The sequence below is a fragment of the Oceanobacillus sp. FSL K6-0118 genome (assembly GCF_038006665.1).
In the GTDB taxonomy this organism is placed as follows: Bacteria; Bacillota; Bacilli; order Bacillales; family Amphibacillaceae; genus Oceanobacillus; species Oceanobacillus caeni.
This window is the reverse complement of record NZ_JBBOVR010000001.1, coordinates 109,968-123,324: the sequence shown is the minus strand read 5'-3', so window position 1 is coordinate 123,324 and position 13,357 is coordinate 109,968. Positions and strand designations below refer to the sequence as shown.

Genomic DNA, 13,357 nt, shown 5'->3' with positions numbered 1-13,357 from the left:
TTTAATGTTATTACAATATAATATTAATTTCATCTAAAATTTCAATCTCCTCTTTTATGAACAAATCTTTAATCAATCTTAGGTCTTCCCAAGCGGAAGATCCAAGAATAAATAACCCTTGTAAATCATAAGAAAAACAAAGTGTGGGACTTTTTGCTGCTTCAGAAATCCTTATACTTAGGTCATCTAAACATAGCCCTAAGGCTTCTTCTTCATTTGTAACAGCGTTATATAAAGAATCCGTTCCTGACTCAGCCCAAATTGGAAAGAATACTTCTAAATCATACATACTCTTTAGTGAAACTTGAAAAACCTGTGTCCCTTGAGTCTTTTTATGCAATCTGTAATGTATATGATTTTCATTAAGTACCTTTTCAACTTCTTCTCCTGAGTAGGTTTCTATGAACCCTAATATAGGAAATGAACCGAATGAACCATAAGCAGAATCAATAATTTTACGTGCTAATGGTAGGTATAAGTAGGCTGAACTATTTGTTCGTTCCTCAAAAGAAGTTAATTCAATTAAACTCTTTTGTGGAGTAATAAAACGGAAAGGTAATAAAGATTCAAATGAACCTTTGTTCAACGTATATTGACTTACAGAAACAAACATTTGTGAATTCCCCTTTAGAAATAGCATTTTCCTTTTTGTATTTTACAAATTTTTTAGCAGGGTCGGTAACCTATATACAACCAGAATATCAAGGTAATAACAACTTTTGAAGTTTAACCATCTGGTTGTTTAATTCCGAATGCTGAATTGTTTCCCATAATACTACACTACTATAAAAAGGGTTGAATGAGGTCGGAAATTTTGTTAAGATTAAATTAAATTTAAAGGGCTATGTGTAACTGGCGAACGCGGATTACCGCGAGGGAGCACATAGTTTATAAGCCGTTCGCCTGGGCAGAGGTAAGGGATTTGATCGTTCGCGATAGACCCTTGCCTCTTTATGTTTTTAGATGTTGTTCAAAAAGTCCGGTGAAAATGACACTTCGCATTTCTTCGTTGGCTTGCTTTTCCGCTCCTCACGTATTAGTTGCATACGTTCCGGTACTCAAAGCTACGCCGCCTCGAACTGCTCGGTCCTTTTCATCCTCTTTTTTGAACACGGAATTTTAGTGGGAAAATTTACAAAAGGGAAATTTGACCTACTAATAAGTCCTAGATTGTTGTAAAATATAATTACTTTGTTAATTGTTTTGAGTATTACATTTATTTTCATAGATTTTTTATCAAACATAAAGGTGTGAAGGTAACAATGAATAGAGTCTACAATTTCTCAGCAGGTCCTTCTATGCTTCCATTACAAGTATTAGAAAAGGCTCAAAAGGAACTAGTCAATTACAATAATTCCGGAATGTCCGTAATGGAGTTAAGCCATCGTTCAGGTTGGTTTACTGATATTATCACGGAAGCAGAGCAACTTTTAAGAGAATTAATGGGGATTCCTGAAAATTATAAAGTACTTTTCCTTCAAGGGGGGGCCTCTCAACAGTTTGCGGCTATTCCTATGAATTTATTTGGTGAAAACAAAAAGGCAGATTACGTTAATACAGGTTCATGGTCTAAAAAGGCTATAAAAGAAGCGGAGAAATTTGGTGACATCCGTGTTATTGCTTCTTCAGAGGATAAAAATTTCACCTATATACCAGCTGTAAACAAAGGAATGATTGATCCTGAGGCAGCTTATGTTCATATTACGACAAACAATACAATTGAAGGTACAGTTTTTCGCGAAGTTCCAGATATAGGAAACGTACCATTAGTAGCTGACATGTCTTCTAATATTCTATCTGAAGAAATAGATGTTTCGAAATTTGGTTTAATATATGCTGGGGCTCAAAAGAATATTGGTCCAGCGGGATTAACGGTAGTCATTATCCGTGAAGATCTCATTGGTAAGGCACAAGATAACTGTCCAACCATGTTGGATTTCGAAACACATAGTGAAAGTGGCTCCTTATACAACACCCCTCCAACTTTTGCTATCTATATGGCGAAATTAGTTTTTGAATGGATCAAAGAACTAGGTGGGTTAAAAGAAATAGAAAAAGTGAACCGCGAAAAAGCGGACATTTTATACCGTTGTATTGAAGAGTCTAACATGTTTACTTCTCCTGTTGAAAAAAGTTCAAGATCTATCATGAACATACCTTTTGTTACTCCGTCAAAGGAATTAGATGCTTTGTTCGTGAAAGAGGCAAAAGAAGCAGGGTTAGAAACATTAAAAGGCCATCGTTCTGTTGGTGGAATGAGAGCTAGTATTTATAATGCAATGCCGGTTGAAGGAGTTCAAGCGTTAGTAGAGTTTATGAAGAAATTTGAACAAAAACATCAATAAAGGGCGGGAATATAAATGGCTACGGTAACGATGAGTAAAGTAAAAACGATTAAAACATTAAATCAAATTGCTGAAATAGGTCTGAAGGAATTTGATCCTGAAAAATATACAGTTGATCATGATGTTGAAAGTCCAGATGCGGTTTTAGTTCGTAGTTTTAACATGCATGGCATGGAATTTGACCAAAATTTAAAAGCAATTGCACGTGCAGGAGCTGGGGTTAATAATATCCCAATCGATCAATGTACAGAAAATGGAATTGTTGTGTTTAATACCCCTGGCGCGAATGCAAATGCTGTAAAAGAACTTGTGATTACTTCTTTAATGGCATCTTCTCGTAATCTATTTGAAGGAATCACTTGGGCTAAAACAATTGAAAATAAAGGCGAGGAAATTCCTAAACTTGTAGAAGCGGGTAAAAAGCAATTTGTTGGTAGGGAAATTAAAGGAAAAACATTAGGTGTTATTGGATTAGGTTCTGTTGGTTCTCTTGTAGCGAATGATGTTCTACATTTAGGTATGGATGTTATTGGATATGACCCATTTATCTCAGTCAATACAGCATGGAATTTGTCCCGTAATGTACAACGTGCGATGTCTTTGGAAGAAGTATATGCTAATTCTGACTATATTACGGTTCACGTTCCTTTAACGGATGATACAAAAGGAATGTTCAATAGAGAAGCATTTAAGGTTATGAAAGACGGTGTTCATATTTTAAACTTCTCTCGTGGAGAATTAGTAAATGAGGTAGACATGGAAGCTGCACTTGAAAGTGGAAGAGTAGGAAAATATATTACAGACTTCCCTAATGAAACAGTACTCAAAATGAATAATGTTGTTTCTATCCCACACCTTGGTGCTTCAACTAGTGAATCTGAAGAAAACTGTGCAGTAATGGCAGCTCATCAAGTGAAAGACTTTTTAGAAACAGGAAACATTGTAAATTCTGTTAACTTCCCGAATGCAACGCTTCCTTATACAGGTAGACGACGTGTTGCTGCTTTTCATCATAATGTAAAAAACATGGTTGGTCGAATTACATCCGTGATTTCTGAACATGACTTAAATATCGCTGACATGGTTAACAGAAGTCGTGGAGATTATGCCTATACCATGATTGATATCGATGAAGAAGTTAACGGAGATGTTGTTCCTAGCTTGCTAAAGGCTATCGGTGAAATCGACAATATGGTTACTGTTCGCATCATTTAACTAAGATACTCTAAAAAAACAACCTGTTCCTTTCGTGAGGTACAGGTTGTTTTTAGTTGTTAGGTATTTTTTGCAAATTCTCCATCGACTTCAACGGTTTCAAAAATATTTATAAATGCTTTTGCATCGTGTTTTCTAACAATTTCCTTTACCTTTATGGTTTCATAGCGAGTAACGATGATCATTAAGATTTGTTTTTTCTCTAACGTGTATCCACCATAACCATCTGTAATGGTAATACCGCGATATATAGATTGTAATAGATCCTGACGTATTTGTTCTCCTTTTGTCGTAACAATTTGCATCGTAAGCTTAATGTGGTTCGTGTGAATCGCGTCAATAATTTTACCCGTGATATAGATAGATAATAATGTATATAAAGCAAGATCCCAACCAAAGATAAAGCCTGAGAACAGGACAATAACGCCATTCATTGCAGTTAATAGAAGTCCAACACTTACATTACTAGTTCTTGATATAATAATTGCAATAATATCTAAACCGCCCGATGACCCAGAGTACTTTAATATCAGACCAACACCAATTCCACTAATGACTCCACCGAAAATAGCGGATAGTAATGTGTTCTCCGCTATAGCGTGAACTGGCAATACATATAAAAAGATGGAAAGAGAAATGACGCAAAGAAGCGTATTATAGGTAATTTCCTTGCCTAATTTATAGTAACCAAGAATGATAATAGGTAAGTTTAGTACAAAGTTTAATAACCCAATATCGAATGGAGTGATTAAACCAATTAAAATAGCAATCCCACTAAGTCCACTACTTAAAATTTCATGAGGAACTAAGAAGAAATTAAAGCCAAAGCTAATAATAAATGAACTAATAATAACAATAAAGTATTTCATAAACGATATCTCCTCTTACTCATTTCGGTAAGTTTTCTTACCAAAGCCCCATGGAATGAGTTTCTCTTATTATGACCAGGGGATTCACTTTTTAACAGATAGAAGGGTATAAATCTTCTCACGGTATCATTAATCATGTCAAGCTTTCCTAGTGTAACGAACCTTAACAAAACTGTCCAACTAAAATTGTAACCCATTTAACCTTCTTTATTTTCAATTTGGAAATAAAAAGAACACCTCTTTTATTTAGAGGTATTCTCCATGTTAAGCAATAGGTGTTCCGTTTTTAACCGGCTCGTCAGGTTGTAGGAGGACAACATCGCCTTCTTCTGGTACACCACCAATTACTAAAACTTCTGATTTGAATCCTGCAATTCTCATAGGAGGGAAGTTAACGACACTAACCACTTGTCTGCCTATTAACTTTTCAGCCTCATATCGTTTTGTTATTTGTGCCGATGAGTTCTTGAATCCAACTTCTTCTCCAAAATCAATTTTTAACTTGATTGCGGGTTTACGCGCCTCGGGGAAAGGCTTGGCCTCAACAATTGTACCAATTCTTATGTCTAACTTTTGAAAATCGTCAAACGTTGCCATTTGATTCACCTCATTTTTGTTCTTGCTATTATTTTAGCAATATTTGGTAATTTTTAGTATACAAACTTAAAAGTTTTAAATTCTAGGGTTCAGTCTATATAATGTAACGTATGAATAATAATAAATGATAATAGGAGAGAAACCTTGTGAAAAAAAGAGTCGTAATTACAGGAGTTGGAGCAGTGACTCCACTTGGAAATGATGCTTTTACAACTTGGGATAACATAAAAGCAGGTAAATCAGGTATTGCGGAATCTACATTAATAGATAAGGAGAAGGTAGATGTTAAGATTGCTGGTGAAGTAAAGGATTTTAACCCCAGTGATTTTATGGATAAAAGAGAAGCAAGAAGAATGGGACGCTTTAGTCAGTTTGCTGTTGCAGCAAGCAAAATGGCCATGGATGATGCCGGGATGAAAGTTGGGAAAGACGTAAGTTCGGAAAGAATTGGTGTATGGATCGGCTCTGGGATAGGTGGTCTAGGTGAATTTGAGGCTAACTTCAAAAAGTTCGCAGAAAAAGGCCAACGTAGAGTAAGTCCATTTACTATCCCTATGTTCATACCGGACATGGCTGCTGGAAGGGTTTCTATCGAGCTCGGTACAAAAGGTATGGTGAATTGCTCTGTAACAGCATGTGCCTCAGGGACAAACTCCATTGGTGATGCCTTCCGCGTCATTCAAAACGGTCAAGCGGATGTAATGGTTTCCGGAGGATCGGAGGCATGTATTACGAACATGTCGGTTGCTGGCTTTTCTAATATGACTGCACTTAGTAAAAATTCTGATCCAAACAGTGCCAGTCGGCCTTTTGATAAAAATAGGGATGGATTTGTCATTGCAGAAGGATGCGGAATTCTAGTGTTAGAGGAGTTGGACCATGCTTTATCGCGTGGAGCGACTATATATGCTGAGTTAATTGGATATGGTGCAACAGGTGATGCCTATCATATTACCTCACCAGCACCGGATGGAGAAGGTGCAAAGCGTTCAATGGAAGAGGCTATAAAAGACGCAGGAATCTCACCTGATCAAGTTGATTATATTAATGCTCATGGGACTTCCACTTTTTATAATGATTTATATGAAACAATCGCAATCAAACAATTATTTGGCGAGCATGCCTACGAATTATCTGTAAGCTCAACGAAGTCAATGACAGGTCATCTATTAGGAGGAGCGGGTGGAGTAGAGGCTATTTTCTCTATTCTAGCTATTCGTGACTCTATCATGCCACCAACTATTAACTACGAAACCCCAGATGAAGAACTTGATTTAGACTACGTACCAAATGTAGCTAAAGAAAAGAATCTTAATATAACGTTATCCAATTCATTAGGATTCGGCGGACATAATGCTACCATTGTTTTTAAGAAGTTTGTTCAATAAAAGGAAGAATAGAAATGAATGGTGTATTCGCACCATTCATTTCTATTTTTAATGTTTTTGAAACATACAAATAACTCTTTCACATGTTAAAATAAAATATATAGGTTTGAAGAAGGTGAGACGTTATGAAGGTATGGTTCAAAAAAGTATTAGTAGTTCTGACAACGGTTGCAACATTAGGGATGTACACACCAACGGCATTACTAGAAGTGCAAGCAGACCAGGCAAAAGATAATCTCCCTAATTCAGATCAGAATGAGGATTCTTCTAATACAACGGTTCCCATTCAACAAGAGAAACCTATAGATATACAACGTGAACAAACTTTACATCATCATAAAGAATATTTTATAAATGATATGCTCAATCAAGCGAAAGACCAAACGATGACTAAATTCGGTCCGAGAATGGTTAATAAAGTGGAAGATGAATTTACGAATCAAATTCTCCCTACAATGGAGTCTGTACTTGCAACTCTTGTGGATGACGCGGGAGATGATTATATTCATTATGAAATAACAGAAACTCCATCTAATGGTTATGGGGAAAAAATCTTTCATGTCTATGATCATAGAAAAGGGCAAGATGTTGCTAGATTCGATGTTCGCAGGGAGAATCGCCCCTTAGAAGGATATTTTTTTAATTTCCACTATCATCTAAGTAAAGATGGATTTAATGAACATCATGAAATAGGGGATTTATACTGGGATAAAAACATTCCACCTAAATGGATGGCATAATAACGGAATTATTGCTTTGAACCAATCAATTTATTTCAGTAGATGGTTTAAAGTAGGTATCTAATTTTGATTTAAGAATTAGATGCGTTAAAATATAGTGAAATAGGTTTGGAGGGATTGTAATGAAGGAAATATCTGCTAAAGATTTACAGGAAAAATTAGAAAAAGGTGAAAACCTTCATTTAATAGATGTTCGTGAAGATGATGAAGTAGCGCAAGGAATCATACCTGGAGCACTACATATTCGCCTTAGTGAAATTCCAGAACGTATGAACGAACTGGACAAAGATAAACATTACTACATGATTTGTCGATCAGGCGGACGTAGTGGTCGGGCAACGGAATTCCTTAACGAACAAGGATATCATGTAACGAATATGGCTGGCGGTATGTTGGCTTGGGAAGGCGATGTGCAATAATACATTAGGGCTAAACCTCAAATTACTTGAGGTTTAGCCCTTTTCGTTTTAGGAAAATAGCTCCTTATCCAATTCCTGTAGTAGTTCGCCAATTTTCTTGTCTTGTATCACTTGATCTGCATAGTGGTCTAATTCTGTCTTTTCTTGGTTAACAATGACTAGTTTAGCGCCATGTTCCTTTGCAATAAGAGGAAATTGATTTGCTGGTGTAACACTTAATGAAGATCCTAAAACGATAAATAAATCAGATTTTATTGCCTCTTCCTCAGCAAATCGGAAAGCATCCTGCGGCAACATTTCACCAAAGAGTACTATATTAGGACGCAAAATCCCACCACAGCTACAGTGATATTCCTTGTTTACGTACTCATCACTGTCGTATTCCTTCCCGCAGGATTGGCAACGTAAATGTTGTAAAGAACCATGAAGCTCAGCAACACGTTTACTTCCCGCAAGCTGATGAAAACCATCCACATTTTGTGTAATAATGGATTGTAGCTTTCCCTTTTCCTCCCAATCCGCCAGAATATAATGTCCCTTATGTGGATTGAATTCCTTTACTTTTAATACACGTTCTCTGTAAAAATCAATAAATTCATCCACATTATCGTTCAATGCCTCGGTACTTGCAATTTTACTAGGGTCTTTTTTTCGCCAAAGCCCATTATTGGAGGAGCGGAAATCTGGTAGCCCACTTTCTGTTGACATACCGGCTCCGGTAAATACAACCATATTTTTAGCATTTTGAATCCAAGTTTTTAGCATTTCATTCCCTCCATGATTATTATACTATTCATTATAACAACTAATTCCATTGACATGAAAAAATGAATGTGTTATTACATTTTATAGGGATTATCACTCAAACCTTAAGAGTGCTAATAAAAGATGAAGGAGATGTAACCATGGCAAAACAAGAGTTCAAGGCAGAGTCCAAGAAGTTATTGGATATGGTAATTAATTCCATATACTCCAAACGTGAGGTATTCCTAAGGGAACTTATTTCTAATGCAAGTGATGCAATTGATAAAATCTATTATCGCGCATTAACAGATGATAATATTACTTTTAACCAAAGTGATTACTATATAAAAATTGATGTGAATAAAGATAATCGTACATTAAAAGTAATTGATACAGGTATTGGAATGACGAAGGAAGACCTTGAATCCAACTTAGGAACTATTGCCAGGAGCGGTTCTTTCGATTTTAAAAATGAAAATGAATTAAAAGATGGATATGATATTATCGGTCAGTTTGGTGTAGGATTTTACGCAGCGTTCATGGTTGCTGATAAAGTTACTGTGATAAGTAAAGCGTTAGATAGTGACCAGGCATACGTTTGGGAATCTGCAGGAGCGGATGGTTTTACCATTGAACCTACAGATAAAAAGGACGTTGGTACGGAGATTATCTTATCTGTCAAAGAAAACACAGAAGATGAAAATTATGATGAGTACTTAGAAGAGTATCGTATTAAACAAATTGTAAAAAAATACTCAGACTTTATTCGTTACCCAATTAAAATGGATGTAACGGAAAGTAAACTTAAAGAAGGCACAGAAGATGAGTATGAAGATGTGATAGAGGAACAAACGATTAATTCTATGGTACCAATTTGGAAGAAGAATAAAAGTGAGCTAACAGATGAAGATTATGAAAACTTCTATACAGAAAAGCGTTACGGTTTTGATAAGCCATTAAAACATATTCACCTTAATATTGATGGTACAGTTCGTTATCATGCGATTCTTTATATTCCAGAAAATGCGCCATTTAATTATTATTCAAAGGAATATGAAAAAGGCCTTGAATTATATTCGAATGGTGTACTGATTATGGAGAAGTGTGCAGACCTATTGCCTGATTACTTTAGTTTTGTAAAAGGAATGGTTGACTCCGAAGATCTTTCTCTAAATATTTCTAGAGAAATGCTTCAACATGATCGTCAATTGAAAGTTATTGCAAAGAACATTAACAAGAAGATTAAAAACCAATTATTAAGTATTTTAAGAGATGAACGTGAGAAATACGAGAAATTCTATGAATCCTTTGGTCAACAGTTGAAGTTCGGGGTTTATAGCGACTATGGCATGAACAAAGATGTATTACAGGATTTATTACTATTCTACTCATCGAAAGAGAAGAAACTCGTCACGTTAAAAGAATATGTATCTAGAATGCCGGAAGATCAAAAATACATTTATTATGCTACAGGAGATTCAATTGAGCGAATTGAAAAGCTCCCACAAACAGAAATGGTAGCAGAAAAGGGCTATGAAATCCTATATTTTACAGACGAAATAGATGAATTTGCTATTAAAATGCTCATGAATTATGATGAAAAGGAATTCCGTTCTGTCTCAAGTGGCGATTTAGGAATGGAAGAAGATAATAAAGAAACAAAAGAACTAGAAGAAGAAAACAAAGATTTATTCGATGCGATGAAGGAAATTCTATCTGATAAAGTAAAAGAAGTAAAAGCATCTAAACGACTTAAATCTCATCCTGTCTGCCTAACAGCTCAAGGGGATATTTCCATCGAAATGGAAAAAGTAATTAATGCTATGCCTGATAATCAACAAATTAAGGCAGATAAGGTGTTAGAGATTAATGTAAATCATGATGTTTTTGAGTCCTTGAAGGAAGCTTATGATCATGATAAAGATAAATTAAATTTATACACGAATCTATTATATAATCAAGCACTGTTAATTGAAGGTCTACCTATTCAAGACCCAGTGGATTTTACAAATGATATTTGTAAAGTAATGGTTAAATAGAAGCAAGCCTCTACTTTCCTAGTAGGGGCTCATTTTATTTTACAAGGATATATCCACTTATTTTTCTATTAATCTACTAAAGTATATTTTTTAGAGAAAAGGATATACTTTTAAATAGAACGGGTATTGATTAAGGAGTTTTATTTTATCCCACTTTAAGCTTCTTGGGAAACATAGAAGGTAAGTGGAAGATCAACTGACCGTAAAGGCGATAGGAGCGACTAACCATTAGTGAGGGATGAAGGAAAATCCCCACCTATGGAAGTCTTCTTTATCCCATGATTCTGCCACAATTACATGGTAGGGTATATTTATAGGGCAATATGATCAAGAATATGACAAGTTGTCACATGAATTGGTTGACAAATGACATCGTGTCACTTAAACTTAAATTATACAAAAAGTGACATCGCGTCATAAGGGGAATTTGGAGGAAGTGCATTGCCGAAACAAACGTTTTTTAATTTACCCGAGAAAAAAAGGCAACATTTAATTAATGCCGCGGAAGAAGAGTTTGCAAGGGTTCCTTTGCATGAAGCATCTATAGCCAATATAGTAAAATCTGCCGGTATTCCTCGAGGAAGCTTTTATCAGTATTTTGAAAACAAAGAGGATATATATTTTTATCTACTAAAAGAGGAGACAGATGCTAGGAGAATTAAATTTTTCCAAAAGCTGGAGGAACATGACGGTGATATTATAAACGCTGTGACGGATTTTTATTATGAGTTTTTAGTTGAACTCCCCGATGATAGAGAATTTGACTTCCTAAAAAATGCTCTGCTCCATGTAACACATAAAATTGAAGATGCTTTTACAGCAGCTTTTAAAGGGAAACATGACACAGGATTTTTCAATGAAGTAATTGAAATGATTGATAAGGATCGTTTAAATACTAAAAACGATACGGAAATCTACCATATGTTACAAATTGTCATAGCAGTTGTGTTTCGAAACTTTGTAGAAAAGTTTTCAAAAGAGTTGTCTGATGATGAAGCAATTGAACATTTTACAATTGAAATGAACTTATTAAAGAATGGACTATATAAAAACTAATATATTTAACGAATACTATACTAGAATATTTAGGAAAATGGGGTATGATAAATGACAGTTAAAATATTTGGCGCATCTTGTTCATCGACGAGGAAAGCAAGACAATGGTTTAAAGATCAGGACATTTCATTTGTAGAAAGGAATATTTTAAAGAACCCACTAACTGTAAACGAACTTCAAGGGATATTACGAATGACAGTGGATGGAACAGACGAGATTATTTCTACTCGTTCCAAAATTTATAAAGATTTAAATCTAGATATGGACGCGATTCCACTACAAGAGTTACTTGAATTAATTCATCAATATCCAAGGTTGCTTCGAAGTCCGATAATAATGGATGAAAAGAGACTACAAGTAGGGTATCATGAAGATGATATTCGTCAATTTTTACCTCGAAAAACGAGAGAGTATCAGTGGTTGAAGTGGCGAATGAATAATATCCAATTTGCTGAAGGGTAAAACTACTACGAAAGTGCGTAATGTTCATTAATTAAACCCACTTAGGGGGGAGTCTTATTAAAGTAATAGCTGAGCAATCTTATGTAAAGGTTGAAAGGCAGATAAATAGTGTTGAGATGACTCGGGTTGAACATCAACGTACAATATACCTTTATGATAACCGAATTGTAACGGAACATCGCGAATTTCCAATAAAAGATGTTCTGGATATCTCCTATCGCTTCATTGGTGGGGATGGGGGTCTTCTCTATCTATATACATCTTGTGGAGTGTATTCCTACATCGTAAAGTCATCACCGGAAGATTTTGTTCAAACGTGTAAAGAGCATATTTTAAATTATCCTCATTCTTAAAGGTGGAAGTATAGCTGATATACTTCCACCTTTTGTTCTTCAATCATGATTTCTCTTTCGAAAAAACGTAACAATCAAAGTACCAATCAATACTAGTCCTAAGTAACCAATGAGTGGGTAGAATTGACTTACTAAATCAGTAAAGCCGATAAAGCTTAGAATATATCCTAAAATGAGGAAAATAGTCAAGAGCACTTTAAACCTTCTTGTTCCAACTTTTGCAAAACGTGCAGTTAAAGAGAAAAACATACTAATAGCGGTATTGAATATCATCCCAAAAAGGATAACAGACATGATACTCCCAAGTATTGGGGATATACTATTCACGATGGAAAGCATAGGCATATCGTCCGCTGCTACCTTTTCAATTTTTGAGAAGATGGCTAAATTACTTAAAATGATTAATGCACCGAGACCAAGTCCTCCAACGAGACCACCAAGTGTTGCCGTTTTAATATTTTTTTCTGCTCCACCCATAACTAATGTCATAGAGGCACCTAACGCAATATTAAAAGATACATAATTGATGGTAGAAATAATCCAGTTCGGTAGTGGTGTATATACTTCTCTTGCTATTGGATCAAGATTGGCAAAGGATGTATCAAGTGTAAAAAAGGAGTAAATTGAAATAATGATAATGAATAAAACTAGGAATGGAGTGATACTACCAATTACGGAAACTACTTTGTTAATTTTTAACATACCAGTAGTAAGAATTAGAATTGCCATTAGAGTTGTTCCAACGAAGTAAGGTAAACCAAACTGTTGGTTAAGGTTTGACCCAGCTCCAGCAACCATCACAACTCCAACACCGAATAAAGTAAGTATTAGAATAATATCAACTAGTACACCGAGATAGGGGCCGCTAATGGCATAAATCGCATCCTTATGAGAGCTTGTCTTCGTCTTACTACCAATTAACATAAGTACCATTCCGAGAAAGGCAAATAAGGCAGTAGCGATAATTCCCCCAATAATACCTAATAGACCAAAACTTGTATAATACTGCAAAATTTCTTGACCTGAGGCAAAACCTGCCCCAACAATAATTCCGATAAAAGCACTAGCTAATTTCAAAATTTCCCTCATAACGTCCTCCAAAACTTGCTACTTTGCTATTTTATTATAAA

Annotated in this window: 13 protein-coding genes and 1 riboswitch; of the genes, 8 read left to right on the top strand and 5 right to left on the bottom strand. The window is 35.3% G+C overall.

Annotation, left to right across the window (positions count from 1 at the left end):
• Window positions 1-10: 10 nt before the first annotated feature.
• Window positions 11-613, bottom strand: coding sequence for a hypothetical protein (locus MHI02_RS00555; protein WP_257455786.1), 603 nt, complete (start codon window positions 611-613; stop codon window positions 11-13).
• Window positions 614-838: 225 nt separating this feature from the next.
• Window positions 839-916: riboswitch (ZMP/ZTP riboswitch) on the top strand.
• 346 nt (window positions 917-1,262) lie between these two features.
• On the opposite strand from MHI02_RS00555, the gene serC reads away from it, so the two are divergent.
• Together serC and MHI02_RS00545 are read left to right on the top strand one after the other, a co-directional pair.
• A complete protein-coding gene (serC, locus tag MHI02_RS00550; protein ID WP_047186822.1) occupies window positions 1,263-2,345 on the top strand; it encodes a 3-phosphoserine/phosphohydroxythreonine transaminase in 1,083 nt (360 codons plus the stop codon).
• A 15-nt stretch (window positions 2,346-2,360) separates the two neighbouring features.
• Window positions 2,361-3,560, top strand: coding sequence for a phosphoglycerate dehydrogenase (locus MHI02_RS00545; RefSeq protein WP_047186823.1), 1,200 nt, complete (start codon window positions 2,361-2,363; stop codon window positions 3,558-3,560).
• Between the two features lie 59 nt (window positions 3,561-3,619).
• Here MHI02_RS00545 and MHI02_RS00540 read toward each other — a convergent pair whose 3' ends face one another.
• Window positions 3,620-4,429: a YitT family protein gene (locus MHI02_RS00540; RefSeq protein WP_047186824.1), complete on the bottom strand. Its 810-nt coding sequence runs from the start codon at window positions 4,427-4,429 to the stop codon at window positions 3,620-3,622.
• 264 nt (window positions 4,430-4,693) lie between these two features.
• Entirely contained in the window at window positions 4,694-5,026 is a 333-nt protein-coding gene (csaA, locus tag MHI02_RS00535; RefSeq protein WP_047186826.1) for a chaperone CsaA, read from the bottom strand.
• 146 nt (window positions 5,027-5,172) lie between these two features.
• Here csaA and fabF point away from each other — a divergent pair, with 146 nt between their 5' ends.
• From fabF to MHI02_RS00520, 3 genes are all read left to right on the top strand, one after another.
• Window positions 5,173-6,414, top strand: coding sequence for a beta-ketoacyl-ACP synthase II (gene fabF, locus MHI02_RS00530; protein ID WP_204798564.1), 1,242 nt, complete (start codon window positions 5,173-5,175; stop codon window positions 6,412-6,414).
• A gap of 125 nt (window positions 6,415-6,539) precedes the next feature.
• Complete coding sequence (locus tag MHI02_RS00525; protein ID WP_047186828.1) at window positions 6,540-7,154, top strand: YpjP family protein; 615 nt, start codon at window positions 6,540-6,542, stop codon at window positions 7,152-7,154.
• Window positions 7,155-7,276: 122 nt separating this feature from the next.
• A complete protein-coding gene (locus tag MHI02_RS00520; RefSeq protein ID WP_047186829.1) occupies window positions 7,277-7,573 on the top strand; it encodes a rhodanese-like domain-containing protein in 297 nt (98 codons plus the stop codon).
• Between the two features lie 48 nt (window positions 7,574-7,621).
• Here the strand turns inward: MHI02_RS00520 and MHI02_RS00515 are convergent, their stop codons facing one another.
• Window positions 7,622-8,338, bottom strand: coding sequence for an NAD-dependent protein deacylase (locus MHI02_RS00515; protein WP_047186830.1), 717 nt, complete (start codon window positions 8,336-8,338; stop codon window positions 7,622-7,624).
• A gap of 140 nt (window positions 8,339-8,478) precedes the next feature.
• Here MHI02_RS00515 and htpG point away from each other — a divergent pair, with 140 nt between their 5' ends.
• The 3 genes from htpG to MHI02_RS00500 all read left to right on the top strand — a co-directional run bounded on the left by htpG (window position 8,479) and on the right by MHI02_RS00500 (window position 11,874).
• A complete protein-coding gene (htpG, locus tag MHI02_RS00510; RefSeq protein WP_047186831.1) occupies window positions 8,479-10,356 on the top strand; it encodes a molecular chaperone HtpG in 1,878 nt (625 codons plus the stop codon).
• A 441-nt stretch (window positions 10,357-10,797) separates the two neighbouring features.
• Window positions 10,798-11,412, top strand: a complete 615-nt coding sequence (locus MHI02_RS00505) for a TetR/AcrR family transcriptional regulator (protein WP_047186832.1) — start codon at window positions 10,798-10,800, stop codon at window positions 11,410-11,412.
• A 51-nt stretch (window positions 11,413-11,463) separates the two neighbouring features.
• Window positions 11,464-11,874, top strand: a complete 411-nt coding sequence (locus MHI02_RS00500; protein ID WP_047186833.1) for a Spx/MgsR family RNA polymerase-binding regulatory protein — start codon at window positions 11,464-11,466, stop codon at window positions 11,872-11,874.
• Between the two features lie 392 nt (window positions 11,875-12,266).
• Here the strand turns inward: MHI02_RS00500 and MHI02_RS00495 are convergent, their stop codons facing one another.
• Window positions 12,267-13,316, bottom strand: coding sequence for a YkvI family membrane protein (locus MHI02_RS00495; protein ID WP_341165568.1), 1,050 nt, complete (start codon window positions 13,314-13,316; stop codon window positions 12,267-12,269).
• Window positions 13,317-13,357 lie beyond the last annotated feature (41 nt).

Bases quoted from the DNA above. Each gene is read 5' to 3' on its own strand.
- MHI02_RS00525 (WP_047186828.1), top strand. From the start codon at position 6,540: ATGAAGGTATGGTTCAAAAAAGTATTAGTAGTTCTGACAACGGTTGCA.
- MHI02_RS00515 (WP_047186830.1), bottom strand. From the start codon at position 8,338: ATGCTAAAAACTTGGATTCAAAATGCTAAAAATATGGTTGTATTTACC.
- serC (WP_047186822.1), top strand. From the start codon at position 1,263: ATGAATAGAGTCTACAATTTCTCAGCAGGTCCTTCTATGCTTCCATTA.
- MHI02_RS00555 (WP_257455786.1), bottom strand. From the start codon at position 613: ATGTTTGTTTCTGTAAGTCAATATACGTTGAACAAAGGTTCATTTGAA.
- MHI02_RS00540 (WP_047186824.1), bottom strand. From the start codon at position 4,429: ATGAAATACTTTATTGTTATTATTAGTTCATTTATTATTAGCTTTGGC.
- MHI02_RS00500 (WP_047186833.1), top strand. From the start codon at position 11,464: ATGACAGTTAAAATATTTGGCGCATCTTGTTCATCGACGAGGAAAGCA.
- htpG (WP_047186831.1), top strand. From the start codon at position 8,479: ATGGCAAAACAAGAGTTCAAGGCAGAGTCCAAGAAGTTATTGGATATG.
- MHI02_RS00495 (WP_341165568.1), bottom strand. From the start codon at position 13,316: ATGAGGGAAATTTTGAAATTAGCTAGTGCTTTTATCGGAATTATTGTT.
- csaA (WP_047186826.1), bottom strand. From the start codon at position 5,026: ATGGCAACGTTTGACGATTTTCAAAAGTTAGACATAAGAATTGGTACA.
- MHI02_RS00545 (WP_047186823.1), top strand. From the start codon at position 2,361: ATGGCTACGGTAACGATGAGTAAAGTAAAAACGATTAAAACATTAAAT.
- MHI02_RS00520 (WP_047186829.1), top strand. From the start codon at position 7,277: ATGAAGGAAATATCTGCTAAAGATTTACAGGAAAAATTAGAAAAAGGT.